The 19,058-nt window shown below is 67.2% G+C and carries 17 protein-coding genes; 9 read left to right on the top strand and 8 right to left on the bottom strand.

Translation table 11 applies throughout. From position 1 onward, the window contains the following. Window positions 1-31: 31 nt before the first annotated feature. Window positions 32-754 (bottom strand): MotA/TolQ/ExbB proton channel family protein, encoded by a 723-nt coding sequence (locus QUD34_RS10260; RefSeq protein ID WP_286353608.1) that lies wholly within the window; start codon window positions 752-754, stop codon window positions 32-34. A gap of 49 nt (window positions 755-803) precedes the next feature. Beyond that, a complete protein-coding gene (locus QUD34_RS10255; RefSeq protein WP_286353607.1) occupies window positions 804-1,604 on the bottom strand; it encodes an energy transducer TonB in 801 nt (266 codons plus the stop codon). A gap of 264 nt (window positions 1,605-1,868) precedes the next feature. Between QUD34_RS10255 and tgt the strand changes: the two genes are divergently transcribed. The 3 genes from tgt to secD are packed head-to-tail and all read left to right on the top strand — an operon-like array spanning window position 1,869 to window position 6,233. Beyond that, entirely contained in the window at window positions 1,869-3,017 is a 1,149-nt protein-coding gene (gene tgt, locus QUD34_RS10250; RefSeq protein WP_286353606.1) for a tRNA guanosine(34) transglycosylase Tgt, read from the top strand. Then, window positions 3,018-3,329, top strand: coding sequence for a preprotein translocase subunit YajC (yajC, locus tag QUD34_RS10245; RefSeq protein WP_286353605.1), 312 nt, complete (start codon window positions 3,018-3,020; stop codon window positions 3,327-3,329). A gap of 57 nt (window positions 3,330-3,386) precedes the next feature. Beyond that, the gene (secD, locus tag QUD34_RS10240; RefSeq protein WP_286353604.1) at window positions 3,387-6,233 is read left to right on the top strand and encodes a protein translocase subunit SecD; all 2,847 of its coding nucleotides are present in this window, start codon (window positions 3,387-3,389) and stop codon (window positions 6,231-6,233) included. Between the two features lie 57 nt (window positions 6,234-6,290). Here secD and QUD34_RS10235 read toward each other — a convergent pair whose 3' ends face one another. Together QUD34_RS10235 and QUD34_RS10230 are read right to left on the bottom strand one after the other, a co-directional pair. Then, the gene (locus QUD34_RS10235; protein ID WP_286353603.1) at window positions 6,291-7,304 is read right to left on the bottom strand and encodes an alpha/beta hydrolase family protein; all 1,014 of its coding nucleotides are present in this window, start codon (window positions 7,302-7,304) and stop codon (window positions 6,291-6,293) included. 58 nt (window positions 7,305-7,362) lie between these two features. Beyond that, window positions 7,363-8,253 carry a polysaccharide deacetylase family protein gene (locus QUD34_RS10230; protein WP_286353602.1) on the bottom strand — a complete coding sequence of 297 codons (891 nt, stop codon included), beginning with the start codon at window positions 8,251-8,253 and terminating at the stop codon, window positions 7,363-7,365. Between the two features lie 272 nt (window positions 8,254-8,525). Here QUD34_RS10230 and QUD34_RS10225 point away from each other — a divergent pair, with 272 nt between their 5' ends. The 6 genes from QUD34_RS10225 to QUD34_RS10200 all read left to right on the top strand — a co-directional run bounded on the left by QUD34_RS10225 (window position 8,526) and on the right by QUD34_RS10200 (window position 14,216). Then, complete coding sequence (locus tag QUD34_RS10225; protein WP_286353601.1) at window positions 8,526-9,002, top strand: 4Fe-4S dicluster domain-containing protein; 477 nt, start codon at window positions 8,526-8,528, stop codon at window positions 9,000-9,002. A gap of 12 nt (window positions 9,003-9,014) precedes the next feature. Continuing rightward, window positions 9,015-10,865: an aldehyde ferredoxin oxidoreductase family protein gene (locus QUD34_RS10220; protein WP_286353600.1), complete on the top strand. Its 1,851-nt coding sequence runs from the start codon at window positions 9,015-9,017 to the stop codon at window positions 10,863-10,865. Between the two features lie 17 nt (window positions 10,866-10,882). Beyond that, the gene (locus QUD34_RS10215; RefSeq protein ID WP_286353599.1) at window positions 10,883-12,127 is read left to right on the top strand and encodes an NAD(P)/FAD-dependent oxidoreductase; all 1,245 of its coding nucleotides are present in this window, start codon (window positions 10,883-10,885) and stop codon (window positions 12,125-12,127) included. Beyond that, window positions 12,124-12,378, top strand: coding sequence for a MoaD/ThiS family protein (locus QUD34_RS10210; RefSeq protein ID WP_286353598.1), 255 nt, complete (start codon window positions 12,124-12,126; stop codon window positions 12,376-12,378). Before QUD34_RS10215 ends, QUD34_RS10210 begins: the two co-directional genes overlap by 4 nt. Then, window positions 12,379-12,666, top strand: a complete 288-nt coding sequence (locus tag QUD34_RS10205; RefSeq protein WP_286353597.1) for a hypothetical protein — start codon at window positions 12,379-12,381, stop codon at window positions 12,664-12,666. A 74-nt stretch (window positions 12,667-12,740) separates the two neighbouring features. Beyond that, window positions 12,741-14,216, top strand: a complete 1,476-nt coding sequence (locus QUD34_RS10200; protein ID WP_286353596.1) for an MFS transporter — start codon at window positions 12,741-12,743, stop codon at window positions 14,214-14,216. Window positions 14,217-14,533: 317 nt separating this feature from the next. Here QUD34_RS10200 and QUD34_RS10195 read toward each other — a convergent pair whose 3' ends face one another. Genes QUD34_RS10195 through QUD34_RS10180 form a run of 4 tightly spaced genes read right to left on the bottom strand, consistent with a single transcriptional unit; the run spans window position 14,534 to window position 18,975 of the window. After that, window positions 14,534-15,232 (bottom strand): PilZ domain-containing protein, encoded by a 699-nt coding sequence (locus QUD34_RS10195; protein WP_286353595.1) that lies wholly within the window; start codon window positions 15,230-15,232, stop codon window positions 14,534-14,536. 13 nt (window positions 15,233-15,245) lie between these two features. After that, a complete protein-coding gene (locus QUD34_RS10190) occupies window positions 15,246-15,986 on the bottom strand; it encodes a metallophosphoesterase family protein (protein ID WP_286353594.1) in 741 nt (246 codons plus the stop codon). Between the two features lie 19 nt (window positions 15,987-16,005). Further along, complete coding sequence (locus QUD34_RS10185; RefSeq protein WP_286353593.1) at window positions 16,006-17,154, bottom strand: thiamine phosphate synthase; 1,149 nt, start codon at window positions 17,152-17,154, stop codon at window positions 16,006-16,008. A 33-nt stretch (window positions 17,155-17,187) separates the two neighbouring features. Further along, the gene (locus QUD34_RS10180; protein WP_286353592.1) at window positions 17,188-18,975 is read right to left on the bottom strand and encodes an ABC transporter ATP-binding protein; all 1,788 of its coding nucleotides are present in this window, start codon (window positions 18,973-18,975) and stop codon (window positions 17,188-17,190) included. Window positions 18,976-19,058: the final 83 nt, after the last annotated feature.

Genomic DNA, 19,058 nt, shown 5'->3' with positions numbered 1-19,058 from the left:
AGCTTGCGCCCCCGGGCGGGGGTGGAAAAACCTAGCTCTGGCTCTCGCGGCGGATGAACTCGTCGATCATCTGGGAGGCCGCGTTGTTGATGTTGGTGACGACCACATCCTGCTTGGTGGTCAGCAGGTTGTAGATCCACACGGCCGGGATGGCGACGAACAGGCCGAGCGCGGTGGTGGCCAGGGCCTCACCGATGGAGCCGGCCAGGGCGTTGATGTCGCCGGCGCCCTTGGTCTTCAGGTCGGAGAAGACCTTGATGATGCCGATCACGGTGCCGAGCAGGCCGATGAAGGGGGCCAGCGCGCCGATGGTGCCCAGGCCGCTCATGCCCTTCTTGAGGAGTTCGACGACTTCGGCGGTGCCGCGCTGGATGGCGCGCTCCACGGGCTGGATGGCGTCGTGGTTGGGGTTCATGGTCTTGAGCTGCTTCTCGTACTGGAAGATGTCCAGCCCGTGCTTGAGCACGAGGGCGATGTGGCTCTTGTTGTGGGTGGTCGCGGCGCGCTTGGCGGCCTCGAAGTCACCGCGGCGGAGGGTGTCCATGAAGAGCTTGAGGAACTTGTCGGAGGCCTGCTTGCTCTGCGCGTAGGTCACGAAGCGCTCGATGGCGACATAGATCTGGTACGCCATCAGGATGAAGAGGACGGTGATGATGAACTTGTTGGCGATGGAAGCTGCGCGCCAGATTTCAGCGGCGGAGAAGGCGTCGGCGCCGCCTTCGGCGAGCATCAGGGGAGCGAAAAGCAGGTTCATGAGAGTTCCTTATGGGAGGAAGAGTGAGTGGCGTGGGAAGGAGTGCGGACTACTTCAGCCGGAAAGGCATCGTCAGCTTGAAGCGGGCGTACTGAGGGGTGCCGTTCAGGAGGGCCGGTTCGAACTTCCACTGCATGGCATAGGCCTCGGCAGTGGGACGGAGCTGGGGAGGACCTTCCTTCGCAGCGGCCGAAGTCGGGATCCCATCGGGACCCACCACGATCTCCACGACCACCGTGCCCTGGATCTTGGCGATCTTGGCGAGGGGCGGATAGGGCGGGGCGGGGGGCTGGTACTTCACCTTGATCTGGCTGAAGTCGAAGTCCACCACCTTGCCGGTGCCGCCGACCACGCCACCGACCACGCCACCGACCACACCGCCGATGACGCCGCCGGGAACACCGCCGGGGACGCCGCCGGGGACGCCGCCAAGGGAGTGATCCTGCTTGGGGAGTTCCTTCGGCGCCTGCTCAGGCACCACTTCCTGGCGCGGGTCGATGGGCGTCGAATCCACCTTGGCGGATGACACGGCCATCGGAGGCGGCGGCGGAGGCGGCGGCGGAGGCGGCGGAGGCGGAGGCGGGGGAGCCGCAGCATCGGCCTGCTCGGCGAGGTCGATGCCCACGGTCTTGATCACCTTCTTGCCGGTCTCCGTGTGCTTGGCCAGCTGGAAAGCCACGAAGCCGAACAGGGCGTACATGGCCACCGTCGTGGGAATGGTGACCAGGGGATTGCCCCGCCGGATGGCATCGTTCCCGGCGGCGAGGGAGGATTTGTAGACAGCATCCTCCAGCGTCTCCACAGGAGCAGCCGACTTGGCGGGAACAGGTTTCTGGGGATCTTTGCTCATGCGACTCCCTTGAAAGATCCAGGGGAAAAAACAGCGAGCCGATACGACGGGAACATCGAATCGGCCACCGAGAAATAGGGTAAAGAACTGGGACGAGCCCAACGGCTAAGATGGCAAAGGGTCGGCGGCAGGTCAAGCCCGGATAACGGGCGGAATACCCCGTAAATACGGTGTCTCCCGGTTTTTTACTGCCTACCGCGACACCTATCCACCCCCCCAAAGGATGGGATTGTTAATTTTTAGTAAGGAAGTCTGGTCCGCCCCATGTCGAAAATCACAAGTCGCGATTTCTCATTCATCCCCGAAACGGGCGAGGCCCAGCGCCCAGCCAGGGCCGGGCGCTTCCTTACCTCTCATGGCGAGGTCCTGACCCCGGCCTTCATGCCGGTGGGCACCCAGGGCACCGTGAAGGGCATTACGCCGGTCCAGCTTCGGGAGATCGGCCCCCAGGTCATTCTCGGGAACACCTATCACCTAGGCCTGCGGCCGGGGGATGCGCTGGTGGCCCAGATGGGCGGCCTGCACCGCTTCATGGGCTGGGAGGGCCCCATCCTCACGGATTCCGGCGGATTCCAGGTCTTTTCCCTGGCCTCCATGCGGAAGATGACGGAGGAAGGCGTCACCTTCCAGAGCCATATCGACGGCAGCCCCCAGTTCCTGTCGCCGGAACGGAGCATGGAGATCCAGCGCAACCTGGGTTCGGACATCTGCATGGCCCTGGACGAGTGCCCGCCCGGACGCATGGAGCGCGCGAAGCTTGAGATCAGCATGGCCCGCACCACCCGCTGGCTGGCCCGCAGCCGGGCCGTGCCGCTGCAGCCTCACCAGGGCCTCTTCGCCATCAATCAGGGGGGGACCCACCTGGACCTGCGCCGTCGCCACCTGGCAGAGGCCCTGGAGCTCGACGCCAAGACCCCCTTCCAGGGCTTCGCGGTGGGGGGCCTCAGCGTAGGAGAGCCCAAGGTGGAGATGAACGCCGTGCTGGCGGAGTTCGTGAAGGAGCTGCCCCAGGATCGCCCCCGCTACCTCATGGGCGTGGGGACGCCGGAGGACCTGCTCTTCGGCATCGAACAGGGGGTGGACCTCTTCGACTGCGTGCTGCCCAGCCGGGAGGCCCGTCATGGCCGCATCCTCACTAGCCGGGGGCGGCTCAACCTGAAGAACGCCCGCCACCGGGAGGGGGACCTGCCTCTGGATCCCGCCTGCTCCTGCTACACCTGCCGAACCTTCAGCCGGGCCTACCTGCACCACCTGTTCCGCTGCGGAGAGCTGCTGGGCTTCACGCTGAACACGATCCACAACCTGAGCTACACTGTGGGGCTCACCCGTGCCGCGCGGCAGGCCCTGCTGGAGAACCGTTTTCCAGCTTTCGCCCAGTCCGCGCGTTCCGGATGGATGACCGAGGAGCCCTGAATGATGTACGCCCTTCTGCAGTCGCCCGCCCCGGCCGGCCCTCCGGGCTGGACCCAGTTCGTGTTCATCGGCGGCATGGCCCTGATGTTCTACTTCCTTCTCATCCGGCCCCAGAGCAAGGCCCGGAAGGAGATGGAGGCCCGCCTGTCCAAGCTGAAGGCCGGCGACGAGGTCGTGCTGACCTCCGGCCTCTACGCCACCATCGACCGGGTCGAGGACAAGCACATCTGGGTGAAGCTCGGCGGCTCCGTGGTCAAGGCCCGGCGCGCGGCCGTGGCCTCCCTGGCCAGCGAACCGGAAACCAAGAACTGACCTTCCTGACCTCCCGGGCCGGATCCGATCCGGCCCGCCTTCTGTGAGGAGTGCCCCGTGACCAAGCGGAGCCTCTGGCGCCTCGTCATCCTCCTGGCCGTGCTGTTCGGCTGCGGATACTTCTTCACGCCTCTGACGAAGGTGAAACTCGGCCTCGACCTCCGGGGCGGCGTTCACTTCGAGCTGGAGGTCCAGGGCCAGGAGGCCCTGGCGGCCGATCTGCGCGACGGCAAGGACCGCCTCGCCTCCCGGCTCAAGGAGAAGGGCCTGCAGGGCGCCACGGCCGTCGTGGAGGGCGACGCCCTCCGCGTCGAAGGGGTGCCGGCGGACCAGAAGGCCACGGTGGAGAAGGTCGCCAAGGACTTCTTCCCCGGCTACGCGCTGGCCCAGGAAGGGGGCTCGTTCCGCCTCACCCAGAAGGCCGAGTACCAGAAGACCCTGAAGGACGACGCCAACAAGCGGGCCCTGGAAGTCATCGAGAAGCGCATCCGGGACATCGACCCCGCCAATGTGCTGGAGCCCGAGATCACCGCCAGCGGCGCCGAAGGCAACCGCATCGTGGTCGAGATCCCCGGCATCGAGGAGGGCGACCGCGAGCGCATCAAGAACCTGCTGGCCACCCCCGGCCACCTGGAGCAGCGCCTGCTGGCCAAGGCTCCCCAGATCTACTTCGCCTCGAAGGAAGATGCCCTCGCCTTCTTCAAGGGCGCGATTCCCCCCGAGTTCGAGCTGCTGCCCGAAATCGAGAGCGACCGCCAGGCGCGTCGCGCCGGCCAGCCCGTGGTGAAGGCCAAGCCCGGCGAAGAGAAGATCAGCCGCTGGGTGCTGCTGGAAAGCCGCGTGGCGGTGGACGGCGCCGACATCATCGATTCGCACCGGGCCTCGAACTCGCAGACCGAAGCCAATGAAGTCAACTTCACCCTGAACAAGAAGGGCGATGACGACTTCGCCCGCCTGACCGGCACCGCTTCCGAAGAGAACCGCCTCATCGCCATCGTGCTCGATCGGAAGATCGTCACGGAGTTGAGTGCCAAGGAAAAGATCATCGGCGGCGCGGTCCGCATCAGCGGCAGCTTCACCGCCCAGGAAGCCGACGACCTCGCCAGCCAGCTCCGCAGCGGCGCCCTCCGCGCGCCCATGAAGTTCCTGGAAGAGCGCGTCGTGGGTCCCGGCCTGGGCCGCGACTCCATCCACGCCGGCGTGCGCGCCGCCGTCATCGGCTTCGCCGCCATCATCGGCTTCATGGTGATCTTCTACCACTGGTCGGGCGTGAACGCGATCGTCGCCCTCACGGTGAATGTGATCGTGATGATGGGCCTGCTGGGCTCCTTCCGGGCCACGCTCACCCTGCCGGGCATCGCGGGCTTCGTGCTCACGCTGGGCATGGCGGTGGACGCCAACATCCTGATCTTCGAGCGCATCAAGGAGGAACTGGGCCTCGGCAAGAGCGTGCCCGGCGCCATTGACGCGGGCTTCGACCGGGTGTTCTGGACCATCGTGGACAGCCATGTGACCCAGCTCTTCGCGGCCCTGCTGCTCTTCATCTTCGGCACCGGCCCCGTGAAGGGTTTCGCCGTCACCCTCACCGTGGGCGTCGTGGCCTCGCTGTTCACCAGCATCTACATCAGCCGCTACATCTACGACTGGGTGCTGGAGCACCACCCCGGCACCAAGACCCTTTCCGTGGGCACGCACTCGTTCTTCAAGGGCGCCGCCTACGACTTCATGAAATACAAGGGCACGGCCATCGCCGTCACCTGGAGCATCATCCTGCTCTGCATCCTCTGGGTGAAGCCCTGGAACCTGACCCACAACAACCGCATCCACCTCGGCATGCAGTTCGTGGGCGGCAACGACATGACCGTGCGCTTCCGCGGGGCCATGGAACCGGAGACCATCCGGGAAGCCCTGGCGAAGAGCGGCTACTCCGATGCCACCGTGGTGGCCTACGAGAACAAGGACAAGTCCGTCCGCGACTTCTCGATCAAGGTGAAGGCCAGGAAAGACGCTGACCAGAAGGACAGCACCAAGCAGGCGAATGCGCTGCGGGCCATTTTCAAGCAGATGGATCCCGAAGGCGCCACCAGCGCGCTTCCCGCCCTCAACCTCGAGGGTTCCAAGACCCTTACCGACACCCTGGTGAAGGCCAACCCCGCCGGCATCGCGGGTGACGAGGCGGCCCTCGCGGCGGCCTACGCGCCCTTCGCGGAAAAGGTCATCGCGGGCCGCGACCGGCTGCCTTCGGGGCTCTATCAGACCTTCGGCGAGCTTCCCCAGGAGCTTCCCCAGGTGGTGAAGGACTCGATCCAGAAGACCTACCGCCTGGGTGCGGTGGGCCTCCTCAAGGACGAGAGCTTCTCGCCCAGCATCTCCGGGGAATGGACCCGCAAGACCCTCACGGCCGTGGCCTGGGCCCTCGGCGCCATCCTGGTCTATGTGATGTTCCGGTTCACCGCCAGCTACGCCGTGGGCGGCATCGTCTCCCTGGTCCACGACATGCTCATGGCCCTGGCCCTGTTCGCGGCCTTCGGCTACGAGTTCAATGTGCCGGTGGTGGCGAGCTTCCTCACCCTCATGGGCTACTCCATGGCCGACACCATCGTGGTGTTCGATCGAATCCGGGAAAACAGCCATCGGCCGGAGTACCGGCGGGCCACGGTCACGAAGCTGGTGAACGACTCCATCAACCAAACGCTGGGCCGGACGATCCTCACCTCGCTGTCCGTGCTGTTCGTCAGCGTCTGCCTCTGGCTGTTCGGCGGCCCGGCCCTCAAGGACCTGGCCTTCCCGCTGGTCATCGGCGTCATCACCGGCACCTACTCGTCCATCTACATCGCCAGCCCCGTGGTGGTGTACTGGGACCAGTGGTTCGGCGGCAAGGACAAACTGAAGCAGCATGCTTGAGGCTTTTCAGCCCTGCGAAAAACGCGGCCCATCCGGGCCGCGTTTTTTCGTATGCGACTACTTCAGGTGCTTCTCCAGGAACGCATAAATCTCCTTGCGGGATTCCTTGGCCACGGTGGTGTCGATGCGGTTGAAGCTGTGGCCGCCGGGGGCGTCCTGGTAGATCTTGTAGTCGAAGCGCTTGCCGGCGGCCTTGAGGGCGTTGATGAGCTGCTCGACCTCCACCACATTCACATCCCGGTCATTGGTGTTCGTGTGGACGAGCAGGGGCGTGCGGAGCTTCTGGACGCTCCACACGGGACTGCGACGCCGGTATTCCTCCACGGCGTCCTTGGGCTCCTTGCCGATGTGGTATTTGGCGGAGAACTCGGCCACATAGTCCTGTCCGAGGTAGCCGAGGCGCGTGATGAGGTCGGACACGGGCACGCCGGCATAGGAGGCGGCGAACTTCTCGGGGTGGTCGAAGACCGCCATGAGGGCGATGAGGCCGCCGTGGCTCCATCCCACGATGGCGCAGCGCTTCGGGTCCACGGGCAGGTGTTCCACCGCCCAGTCCCGCCCGGCCACCACATCGTCGATCTCCAGGCCGCCGTAGTCGATGGCCTCGTAGAAGCCCTTGCCGTACCCCGTGGATCCGCGGTAGTCCGGCGCGATCACGATGTAGCCGCGCTCCAGCATCTCGCGGACGATGTGGGCGTGGTAGGTGCCGAAATCACCATGGACGCCGCCGTGGGGCAGGACGATGAGGGGCAGCTTCCGGCCCGCCTCGGCCTTGCGGGGGATGAACACATACTGCTGGATCTTCAGCGGGTGCCGCTCGTTCTTGATGCCGTAGGTCTCCTCCCCCTTGGGGTTCGGCGGACCTGTGTAGGTCACCTTGTCCACCACCGCCACATCGGAAAGGCGCAGGAACCAGAGCTGGTCGTCTGCGGCCTTCCGCACGGCGTCCAGCTCCCAGTGGAGGCCGTTCACCCGGCTTTCCACCCGCTTGAGGCGCCCTTCCTCGGGGGCCTGGGCCGCCAGGGGCGGAAGGGCGAGGGTGCAGAGCAGGAGCGGAACCGGAAGGCGCATGGCCACCTCAGGGAAGAGTTGTCCCGAGGGTACTGCAATGGCCATCGTCTTGCGAGGGTCAGCCTTCCCAGCTCACCCAGCCCGCCCGGCCTGGGATCTCCCGGCGGGATACGGCCTTGGCGGGCGGATTGGCGGCCCTCAGCTCCGGCAGCCAATCCGCGTGGGTCCGGGCCTGGACGCCGCGTTCCCGCAGGCCGCCCAGGAAAGCATCAAAGGTCTCGAACAGCGCGCCGCCCTCGACTTCGGTGTGCAGGGCGTAGACATTCAGGGCGTCCTCCCGCACCAGATCCCAGACTTCGCGGTTCACCTGGTCTGGTGTGCGTCCATCCAGGCCCAGGAGTTCGTCCAGGGTGGGCAGGGTGGTGGGGATCTGGAGGGTCTGGAGGGTCCGGCCCTTCACGATGGGATAGAACGGCGCGGCGCCGCGGCAATCGCCGGCGTAGGCCAGGCCATAGGTTTCCTGCAGCTCCAGCGTGGTGTCGTTGCAGCGCCATGCGGGACTCACGGCGCCCAGGGGTTTTTCGCCGAAGACGGTGCCGAAGGCCTCGTGGGCATTCGAGTACCAGTCGGACAGCCACCGGCGCGACTTCCGGTCCAGCAGGTCGTGGTACTGCACATGGTCCCAGGCGTGGATGCCCACCTCATGGCCCGCGGCTTTCGCGGCCCGCATCTCGGTGGCGGCCCGCTTCCAGATGATGGGCGCGGGGATGAGCACGCCGTACATCATGGTCTTGAACCCGTAGAGCTTGGTGGCGTTCGTGCGGCGCATCTTGGCCAGGAAGCCCTTGCGGAAGATCCGCCGGATGGCCTTGCCGCTGTTGTCGGGCCCGAAGCTGAAATAGAAGCTGGCCCGCATCTGGTGCTTGTCCAGCAGGCGCAGCAGGGTGGGAATGCCCGTGATCGAGCCTTCCAGGGTGTCGACATCCACGCGGAGGGAAATGGCTTTCATGCGGGTTCCTTGAACGGCTCTTGAAGGTTCCATTCCACCCGCGAATGGAGCCCGCCACAAGGCGATGGAGCCCGGAGGTCGTTTCCGGCCCGTATCAGGGGGCCAAAAATGAGACAGAGACTCCCGTGCTTACCCCCCCCGCAGATGGCCGTACCGACTGGCTTTGCGAGATCCGGTGAAAGAGTTCAGAAAAAGACGATCAAGCCCTCGTCATCGGATCTATGATCGTCGCGGTCTCATCCCGTCAGGTGCCATCTCCAGGAGGTTTTGCCATGCAGAAGTCCCTCCATCTCGATCCGAACAAGTGCACGGGCTGTCTCCAGTGCGAAATGGCCTGCGCCTGGGAGAACTACCGGAGCTTCACGGTCGCCAAGTCCCGCATCAAGGTCTTCAGCTTCCACCGCGAAGGCCGCTTCGTGCCCTACACCTGCACTCAGTGCGACGAGGCCTGGTGCATGACGGCCTGCCCCGTGGATGCCATCCGCCTCGATCCCGTCACGGGCGCGAAGATCGTGCTGGAGCCCACCTGCGTGGGCTGCAAGGTGTGCACGATCGCCTGCCCCTTCGGCACCATCAACTATGTGGCCCAGACCGGCAAGGTCCAGAAGTGCGATCTTTGCGGCGGCGAACCGGCCTGCGCCAAGGCCTGTCCAACGGGCGCCATCACCTATGTGGATGCCGACTGGACGGGACTCGGGAAGATGCGCCAGTGGGCCGGCAAGACCGACACGAACCCGGCGACGGTGTGAGGAGCGACTGCCATGGCATGGACCAAGAATCTCCTTCGCGTGAACCTTGAGGCCGGCACCTGCACTACCGAGCCGCTGAACCTGCAGTGGGCCCAGGACTACCTGGGCCAGCGGGGCCTCGCCACCAAGTACCTCGTGTCTGAAATCGACCCGAAGGTCGATCCCTTCTCCCCCAAGAACAAGCTCATCTTCGTGACGGGGCCGCTCACCGGCACCATGGCCGCCACGGGCGGACGCTATTCGGTGGTCACCAAGGGCCCGCTCACGGGCGCCATCGCCTGCTCGAACTCCGGCGGCTACTTTGGCGCCGAGCTGAAGTTCGCGGGCTGGGACATGGTGATCTTCGAGGGGGCTTCTCCGAAGCCCGTCTACCTCCTCATCACCGACGGCAAGGCCGAGCTGGTGGACGCCGGCCACCTCTGGGGGAAGACCGTCTGGGAGACCGAGGAGATCATCAAGGCGCATCACCAGGATCCCCAGATCCGCGTGGCCTCCATCGGCCGGGCCGGCGAAAACCGCGTGCTCTACGCCGCCATCGTGAACGACCTGCACCGCGCCGCGGGACGCTCCGGCGTGGGCGCCGTGATGGGTTCGAAGAACCTCAAGGCCGTGGCCGTGCGCGGCACGCGGACCGATGCCTACCACTTGGCCGACCCCGAGGCCTTCTTCGCCGCCACCGAGGCGGGCAAGAAGGTGCTGGCCGCCAACGGTGTGACCGGCCAGGGGCTTCCCACCTACGGCACCCAGGTGCTCATGAATGTCATCAACGAGCTGGGGGCGCTGCCCACCCGCAACCACCGCGAGGTGCAGTTCGAGGGGGCCATGGCCATCGGCGGCGAGGCCATGCATGAGAAGCGGCCCACGGATGGCAAGGCGAACCTCGTGACCAACGGCGCCTGTTTTGGCTGCACCATCGCCTGCGGCCGCATCTCGCGCATGGACCCCGGCCACTTCAGCGTCAAGGACAAGCCCCAGTACCACGGGGCCTCCGGCGGCGTGGAATACGAGGCCGCCTGGGCCCTGGGCGCCGCCAACGGCGTGAATGACCTGGAGGCCCTCACCTACGCCAACTTCCTCTGCAACGAGGACGGCTTCGACCCCATCACCTTCGGTGCCACCGTGGGCGCGGCCATGGAGCTCTACGAGATGGGCGTCCTCACGGAGCAGGAGGTGGGCTTCAAGCTGCCCTTCGGCTCCACGGAGGGCATGGTCAAGCTCGCGGAGATGACCGCCAAGGGCGAGGGCTTCGGCAAGGTCATGGGCCTGGGCTCCAAGCGGCTCTGCACGAAGTATGGCCATCCCGAACTGTCCATGACCGTCAAGAGCCAGGAGTTCCCAGCCTATGATGGGCGCGCCCTTCAGGGCATGGGATTGGCCTACGCCACCAACAACCGCGGCGCCTGCCACCTGCGCGGCTACATGGTCTCCCCCGAAGTGCTGGGCATCCCCGTGAAGATGGAGCCCCAGGCCACGGAGGGGAAGCCCGCCATGCTGAAGGCCTTCCAGGACCTCACGGCCGTGGTGGATTCCGCGGGCATCTGCCTCTTCACCACCTTCGCCTGGGGCCTGTCGGACATCCAGCCGCAGATCCAGGCCGCCTGCGAGGGCGACTGGTCCGAGGAGCGGCTGCTGCTGGTGGGTGAACGCATCTGGAACCTGGAGCGGGAGTTCAACCTCGCGGCCGGCTTCACCGCCAAGGACGACAACCTCCCGCCGCGGCTGATGAAAGAGCCCGCCCAGACCGGCCCGCAGAAGGGCGCCGTGTCGAAGCTCGATGTCATGCTGCCGGAGTACTACCAATTGCGGGGTTGGACGCCGGAGGGCGTTCCCACCGCCGAGACGCGTTCGCGTCTCGGCGTATGACCAGCGATGGGGCTCCCATGAAACACCTCATCATCGGAAGCGGGCCCGCCGGCGTGGTTGCGGCGGAGACCCTGCGCAAGGCCGACCCCGCCGCGGAGATCACCCTGCTCTGCGGCGAGGGGGAGCCGCCCTACTCCCGCATGGCCATCCCCTACCTGCTGAAGGGTGAGATCACCGAAGCGGGGACCCACCTCCGCAAGGAGGCTGACCACTACGACCGCCTGCGCATCCAGCTGGTGCAGGCCCGTGCCCAGGCCATCGACGCCGTCCGCCGCATCGTGGACCTGGGCGGCGGACGCAGCCTGCCCTTCGACCGGCTGCTCATCGCCACGGGGTCGCGCCCCAGCCTGGAGACCATCCCCGGCATGGACCTGCCCGGCGTCCACAGCTGCTGGACCCTCGAAGACGCCCGGACCATCCTCGCCAAGGCCCGGCCCGGCACCCGCATCGTCCAGATGGGCGCGGGTTTCGTGGGCTGCATCATCATGGAGGGCCTGCTCTCGCGGGGCGTGGATCTGACCATCCTGGTGCGCAGCGGCTACATGGTCCGCCGCATGATGAACCCCACTGCCAGCGGCCTGATCCGCTCCTGGTGCGAGGCCAAGGGCGTGCGGATCCTCACCCATACCCAGCCCCGGGGCATCCGTGGCGCAGACGGAGCCCTCCAGGTGGACCTGGCCGATGGCCGCCAGCTGCCGGCGGATCTCTACCTCAGCGTCGTGGGCGTGGATCCCAACCTCGACTTCCTGGCGGGCAGCGGCCTGGACATGGGCCACGGCATCCGGGTGGATGCCGCGATGCAGAGCAGCATTCCCGGCATCTACGCGGCGGGAGATGTGGCCGAGGCTACGGATTGCCTCACCGGCAAGCGCCAGCTCAACGCCATCCAGCCCAATGCCGTGGAACAGGGCCGCATCGCCGCGCTGAACATGGCCGGGAAGCCCGCCCAGTTCCGGGGCAGCTTCGTCTTCAATGTGCTCACCACCCTCGGGCTGGTGTCCTCCTCCTTCGGGGAGTGGCAGGGGGTGCCGGGCGGCGAGTCCACCGAAGTCCTGGATGAGGCCCGCTACCGCTACTTGAACCTGCAGTTCGACGGCGACCGGCTGGTCGGCGCGAACTGCGTGGGCTTCGCCGACCATGTGGGCGCCTTCCGGGGACTCATCGAGGGGCGGGTGCGGCTGGGCGTCTGGAAGCAGCGCCTGATGCAGGACCCCACTCAGATCATGCAGGCCTATTTGGCGGCGGCCCATCGCGTGGCATGAAGATCACGCTCAAGCTGTTCGCCTCCCTGGCCCGGCACCTCCCCGCCGAGGTGAGATCCCAGCACCGGATCGACCTCGAGATTGGGCCCGGCACCACGGTGCTGGACCTGATCCGGCACCAGGGCATTCCCGCCGACCAGTGCGCGATCGTGCTGGTGGATGGCGTCTGGGTGGCCGCGGCGGAGCGGGCCACCCGCGTGCTCAGCGAAGGAGAGGTCCTGGCCATCTGGCCGCCGGTGGCGGGCGGGTAGATGGGGATCCGCCTCAGCCTGGACATGAGCATCGATCGCGAGGAATTCCGCCGGCTGCTGCCGGGAGCGGTAGGCGCCGCCCCGATGCGGGAGGAGGGTGACACCTACAGCCGCGTCGAAGGGGCCCGGCGCTGGCGGATCCGGGTCACGCCCCTGGTGGAGCAGCGGCTGGGCAGCCTGGCCTTGCCGCGCCACCGTGTGGAGATCCAGCTCGAGGGCTATCCGGAGGACGAGGCCGAGGCCTTCCTGGCCCGGTTCCATCGCGGGTTCCAGAGGGGCGGGGGCTGAATTCGCAGGAACCGGCCCTGCGGGAGGGCATCTCCGGGGTGATGTGTGACCTCCTCGTCCCGTATACTCGCCGGATGAAGACTCAACGATCCGCCGGTGTCCTCCGCTCCTTCCCGCCCGTCTTCTGGCTGGCGAATGTCATGGAGCTCTTCGAGCGCGCGGCCTATTACGGCCTCAACTCGGTGCTCGCCGTCTACCTCACCAACCAGGTGGCGGCGGGGGGCCTGGGCTTCACCGAGCAATCGGTCGGCTTCCTCCAGAGCCTGATCTACGCCTTCACCTATGTCATCCCCATCGCGGGGGGCGCCCTGGCCGACCGCTACGGCTACCGGCGCATGCTGCTCTTCGCCTTCTCGATCCTGGCGGCGGGCTACTTCATCGCCGGGAATGTCACCTCCTACGGGGCCGTGTTCGCGGCGCTCCTGGTGATGGCCACGGGCGCCGGCCTGTTCAAGCCCATCATCTCGGGGACCCTGGCCCGGAGCACCACCGAGGAGAACTCGGGGTTCGGCTTCGGGATCTACTACTGGATGATCAACATCGGGGCCTTCCTGGCGCCGCTCATCGTCAGCGTGCTGAAGGGCTTCTCCTGGCGCTATGTCTTCATCGCCTCCGCGGTCTACTGCGCCGCCATGCTGCTGCCGACGATCTTCCTCTTCAAGGATCCGCCCAAACCGGAGAACACCAAGAGCCTCCGGGAGGTCGCCCACGGCGCGGCCATGGTGCTGGGCGACGCGCGCTTCATGCTGATGATCGTCGTCTATTCCGGCTTCTGGATCCTCTACTTCCAGAACTTCGGATCCGTGCTGTGGTACCTCCGCGACTTCGTGGACGCCACGCCCGTGAACGCGTTCTTCGCGTCGATGGGCATCCCCCTCAAGTTCGACGCGGAGCATGTCACGGTGGTCAACGGCGGGACCATCATCCTGCTCCAGGTGCTCGTCAGCCGGATCGTCAAGAAGACCCGGCCGCTGCCGACCATGGTGGCGGGCATCGTGATCGGGACCGTGGGCTTCCTGTGCCTCGCCGCCTCCACCAATGCCTGGGTCTTCATCCTCGGCATCTCGGTGTTCTCCATCGGGGAGATGACCGCCCATCCGAAGTACTACAGCTATGTGGGCCTGGTGGCCCCGGCGGACAAGAAGGCCGTCTACATGGGCTACGCCTTCCTGTACGGCGTGATCGGCAGCCTCATCGGATCGAGCCTGGGCGGCATGCTCTACGGCTCCATGCTCAAGCCCCTGGTGGGGCAGCCCGGCGCCGCGGCGGCCGCGCGGACCTTCTGGCTCCTCTTCGTCGCCCTCAATGTGCTGGCCGCCATCGGCCTGATCTTCTACGACCGGATCTTCGCCGAGGACACGCCGGAGACGAACGCCAAGGCCCGGAAGGTGATGCTGGGGATCTACGCCCTGCTGCTCGTCCTGGGCCTGCTGTTCCTGCGGTCCGCGGTCTTCGGCGGCGCGGAGATTTCCTACAAGACGATGGTCCAGGCCGTGATCATGCTGATCCTCGGCGCCAGCGGCACCGCGGTGAGCCTCCGGAAGCCCTAAGAGGTCGTAACAAAACCCTACGACACCGCGCGAGGGGCGCCGGGCGAGCGAGGCCAGGAAGGCGAGGTGAGCGTAGCGGGTACTACGCGATCCGAGCCTGACGCAGCATCGCGACGCCCGCCGCCCCTCACCCGGAGGGATGGAGCCAGGCGGGCGCTCCGCGGCGTCACCGCCCTTGAACGATGTCCCGCATCGCCCTGCGGGCGCTTCCCTCTCGGTATCGCCTGCGGCGATACACGAGACAAACAGATATCTGCGGCGCATCCCGCCTGGCTCCATCGCGGTGGCGCGGGGTTTTGTTACGACCTCTGAGCCCTTCAGCTCTTCCGGAAGCTCTGCGAGCGGTCGGTGCGCCGGGCCTGGATGAAGCGGTGGATGGCCTCGAGATCCGTATCGGGCCGGGGCTGCAGGATGAGGCCCAGGCGGGTGGGGTGGGGCTGACCTTCGAGGTAGATGAGGTGCAGCACCTCGCCGGGGCAATGCAGGAGGGTGCCATCCGGCAGCTCCGCATCGATCTCGACGGCGTCGTGGAGGTCCACCATCAGGGGCTCCTCCAGGGCGAGCCCCACGCCGGTCTCCGTGAGGTTCACCAGCAGCGCTTCGTACTGGCGCCCGCCGTGCGCCACCTTCACTTTCAGGGGCGACTGGTCGGGCGCGGCCACCCGCAGGTTCCGCCGGTGGTGGAGGTGCGCTGATTCGTGCGGCCAGTCCAGGCGCAGGAGGGTGTTGCCGGCCTCGTCGAGTACGGGGGGGAGGAGGAGGGACTCGAGCGTGAGTACTTCGTCGCCCAGGAGGATTGTAAGGGCCACGGCCGTGCCCTCTGGGGGCACCGAATCGCGGGGGTGGAGGCCGGACAGCTCCAGGACCGATCCCGGACGGAATCCATGGATGTGCAGATCCCCCAGCAGGCGGGAGTTGACGCCCTGGAGCCTCAGGCTCCCCACGGCCTTGGTGAGCCGGGCCTGGATGAGGAACTGCTCGAGCACGGGAGCGGACAGAGAGGATGCGTGTCCCATGGGATCCTGCCTTTCAAATGCCTTGGCCCAGCCGGTCTGCCAGGTTGCGGTGCAGCCCCGCGGCCAGGATGGCCTTGGCCGCGCCCTTCACATCGTAATCGAGGCGGTGCAGGCGCAGACGGCGGCGCTTGGGGTCGAAGGTCATGAAGGACACGCGGGGATCGCGGTCCCGGGGCTGGCCCACGGAGCCCGGATTCACCAGGTAGCGACAGTGCGCCTGGAGCTCGAACCATTCCCCGGGCTCGGGGCTGATCCAGTTCAGGCGGCCCTGGATCTCGTCCAGCTCGAAGCAGCCGGGCAGGTGGGTGTGGCCGAAGAAGCAGAGCTGGCACTCGAAGGCATCGAAAGCCTGGCTGATCTCGCGCATGTGAAGCAGATAGGCGTCTTCGTCCACGGGTGACCCGTGGGCGATCTGGTAGTCCTCGCCCACCCAGAGGGGCCCTACCGGCAGGTCCACCAGGAAGCGCCAGTTGTCCTGCCGCAGCTTCTCCCGGGTCCAGTCCGCGGCCTGCCGGGCGGGCAGGCTGAAGCTGGAATCGGGCTCCAGACCCGCGCAGACCTTGTCGTGATTGCCCCGCACCATGAAGCGGGGCCGCAGCTCCCGCACCTTGTCCAGCAGCTGGTTGGGATGGGCGCCGTAGCCCACCAGGTCGCCCAGCAGGACGAAGCGGTGGATGGCCCGCCGCCGCGCGAAGCGCAGCACGGCCCGGAGGGCGTGCAGGTTCGAGTGCAGATCGGACAGGATCAGATCCAAGGGGAGGCTCGGGGGAGTGTCACCAGTCTAGCAAGGCCGAAGCCAGCTCCCGGGAACTGTGACCAAAGGCGAGGGCCATCGGCGCCAGCGACCAGGCGGGCTGCCGGGCGGCCCACCGGGCCATGAAGGCGGCCCGGTCCTGGGCCAGGGGGCGGTTGGGGTCCTGCCCGGCCCGTACCCAGGCCCGGGCGGGCGCTTCCGCCAGCCAGAGAGGGGCGAAACCGGCGGTTCGCACCGCCTCCCGGTTGACGGGGGATTCCCAGGCCCCGCCCCCCAGGGCCACCACGGCCGGCGTGGCCAGCAGGTCCGGGAGGAGGGCCGATTCCAGCGCCCGGAAGGCGGACTCGCCACCGGCGGAGAAGATCGCGGCCACCGGGCGCCCCTCCCGGGCCTCGATGGCCCCGTCCAGGTCGTGGAAGGGCAGGGCCAGACGCCGGGCCAGCTCGCGGCCCAGGGTGGTCTTGCCGGCCCCGCTGCCGCCGACAATCGCGAGGCCCTGGCCGCGCCGGAACGGCGGGCGCACCCGCCAGCGCTGCCGCTGGACCTCCCAGCCCAGGGCCGCGGGATCGTCCGTCCGGTGGACCTCACCCACCATGGCCAGGGACTCGGCCCCGGCCTCGAAGCAGGCCGCGGCATCCGCGAGCGTCAGGCCCCCGATGGCCACGGGCGCGAGGTCCTGGGCCCGCAGCGCGGCACAGCCGGCCCGGAGTCCCTCCAGCCCGATGGGCGCGGCGTGGCCGGCCTTGGTGCGCGTGCCGCGGAAGGGTCCCACCCCGGCATGGTCGCAGGCGGCGTCCACGGCTTCCCATTCGCCGGCCTCATGGGTGGAGGCGCCCAGGTGCGCTTCGGCCAGACCGGGCAGCCGCTTCGCCTCGGCGGCAGGCAGGTCGCCCTGGCCCAGGTGCAGACCCCAGGGCACCAGACCCTCCCGGGCCGCCAGGAGGGCGAGGTCGGCCCGGTCGTTCACGCAGACCATGGGCCAGCCGCCGTTCGCCGCGGCTTCCGCCAGGGCGGTGCGTAATTCGATCCATTGCTCTTTCGCGCCGAGCGGTTTGCCCCGGAACTGCACCAGCGGAAAGCCGGCCTCGCCCAACCGTCGGATCTGCGCCGACAGCGGCTCCACGAGGCTGGCGTCGGTGATGGGGTAGAGGGGCGGCAAGGAGAGCATGGAGATCCAGTCTACAGGCTCAAAACCCGCCAGCTAGGCCGCCTCGCCGTCCGCGAACTGCAGCCGCACCAGCTTGGCGTAGACGCCATCCTGGCTGATGAGGCCGTCATGGGTGCCGCGCTCGACGAGGGCGCCCTGGTCCATGACCCAGATCTCGTCGGCGTCGCGGATGGTGGACAGGCGGTGGGCGATGGTGAAGGTGGTGAGGCGGTGGCTCACGCGCTCGATGACGGTCTGGATCTTGGCCTCGGTCTCGGAATCGATGTTGGCCGTGGCCTCGTCGAGCAGCAGGACGGCGGGCTCCAGGTAGAGCATGCGGGCGAAGGCCAGCAGCTGCCGCTCCCCGGCGCTGAGCTTCTGCCCGCGCTCGCCCACCTGGGTATCCAGGCCCTGGGGCAGGCGGCCCACCAGGTCCTTGAGCTGGCTCTGCTCCAGGACCGAGGTCAGGCGGGCCTCGTCCATGGGCCGGTCCAGCACGATGTTGTCGCGTAGGGTGCCGGAAAAGACGAAGACATCCTGGAGCACCAGGCCGAAGAGGTCGCGCAGGCTGCGGATCTTGAGCTCTCGCACATCCACGCCATCCACGGTGATCCGGCCCTCGTGCACATCGTAGAAGCGCATCAGCAGGTTGATGAGGGTGCTCTTGCCGGCCCCGGTGTGGCCCACCACGGCGATGCGCTTGCCCTTGGGGATGAGGCCGCTGAGGGCGCGCACGACCTTCCGGCCGCCCTCCTCGTAGGCGAAGGTCACTTCGTCGAACCGGATCTCCCCCGCGAAGACGGCGGGCTTGGCCCCCGGCGCTTCGGGGATCTCCTCGCGGTTGTCCAACAGCCGGAAGATGCGTTCGCTGGAAGCCAGGGCGGTCTGCATCACATTGTAGCGTTCGGCCAGTTCACGGATGGGCCGGAAGAAGCGGCTGGACTGCTGGATGAAGGCCAGCAGCAGGCCCCAGGTGATGGCCCCGGCCTGGAGCTTGAAGCCCGCGTAGAAGATGAGCGCCGCCAGGGTGCCGGAGGTGATGAACTCCACCACGGGGAAGAACACGGCGTAGGCGAAGATCGTGCGCAGGAAGGCCTGGAAGTAGTCCTCGTTGAGGTTGCGGAACTGCTGGCTGCTGTGCGCTTCCTGGGCGTTGACCTGCACCAGGCCCATGCCGGAGATCTGCTCCTGGAGGAAGGCGTTGATGGCGGCGTAGCGCCGCTGGGTTTCGCGGAAGGCCTCGCCCGCCCGGCGGCGGAAGACCTCCGTGGCCACCAGCAGGAAGGGCAGGATGCCCAGCGCCACCAGGGCCATGCCGGGGTGGGTCCAGAACATCCAGGCCACGATGGCCAGCAGGGACAGGGCGTCCCCCACGATGGCTACGAAGCCCGAGGCGAACATTTCGTTCAGGTTCTGGACATCGCTGGTGACGCGGGTCATGAGGCGGCCCACGGGATTCCGGTGGAAGAACTCCGTGCTGCGGCCCATGAGGTGCGCGAAGAGCTGGACGCGGAGGTCGAGCATGGCCTTCTGGCCGACCTTGGCCAGGAGGAAGTAGCGGGCGAAGCTGACGAGGAAGCCCGCGATGAGCACGCCGAAGAAGCCCGCCACCATGGGGGCGGCACCCTTCAGGCTGCCCTGGCCCATGAAGCGGTTGATGAGGCGCAGGGTGAGTTCCGAGGGCAGCACTTCCAGGAAAGCGCCGAGGGCCATCAGGACCAGGAGGGCCAGGAGTGCCGCCCACTGGGGCCGGAGGTAGCCGGCGAGGCGCCACAGCAGGGCATGGCGCATGGGGCGCTGGTCGACCCGGTCGGATTGGAAGAAAGCTCCCTGTTCGGACATGAGGCCATTCTCCCACAGGCGGCCCAAATCCTGCGGGAACCGGGACGGATCTCCGGAGCGCCGGTAAAGTAGAGGGATCCCCG

The sequence above is a fragment of the Geothrix oryzae genome (genome assembly GCF_030295385.1).
GTDB classification, from domain to species: Bacteria; Acidobacteriota; Holophagae; order Holophagales; family Holophagaceae; genus Geothrix; species Geothrix oryzae.
This window is presented reverse-complemented; position numbering and strand designations above follow the sequence as displayed.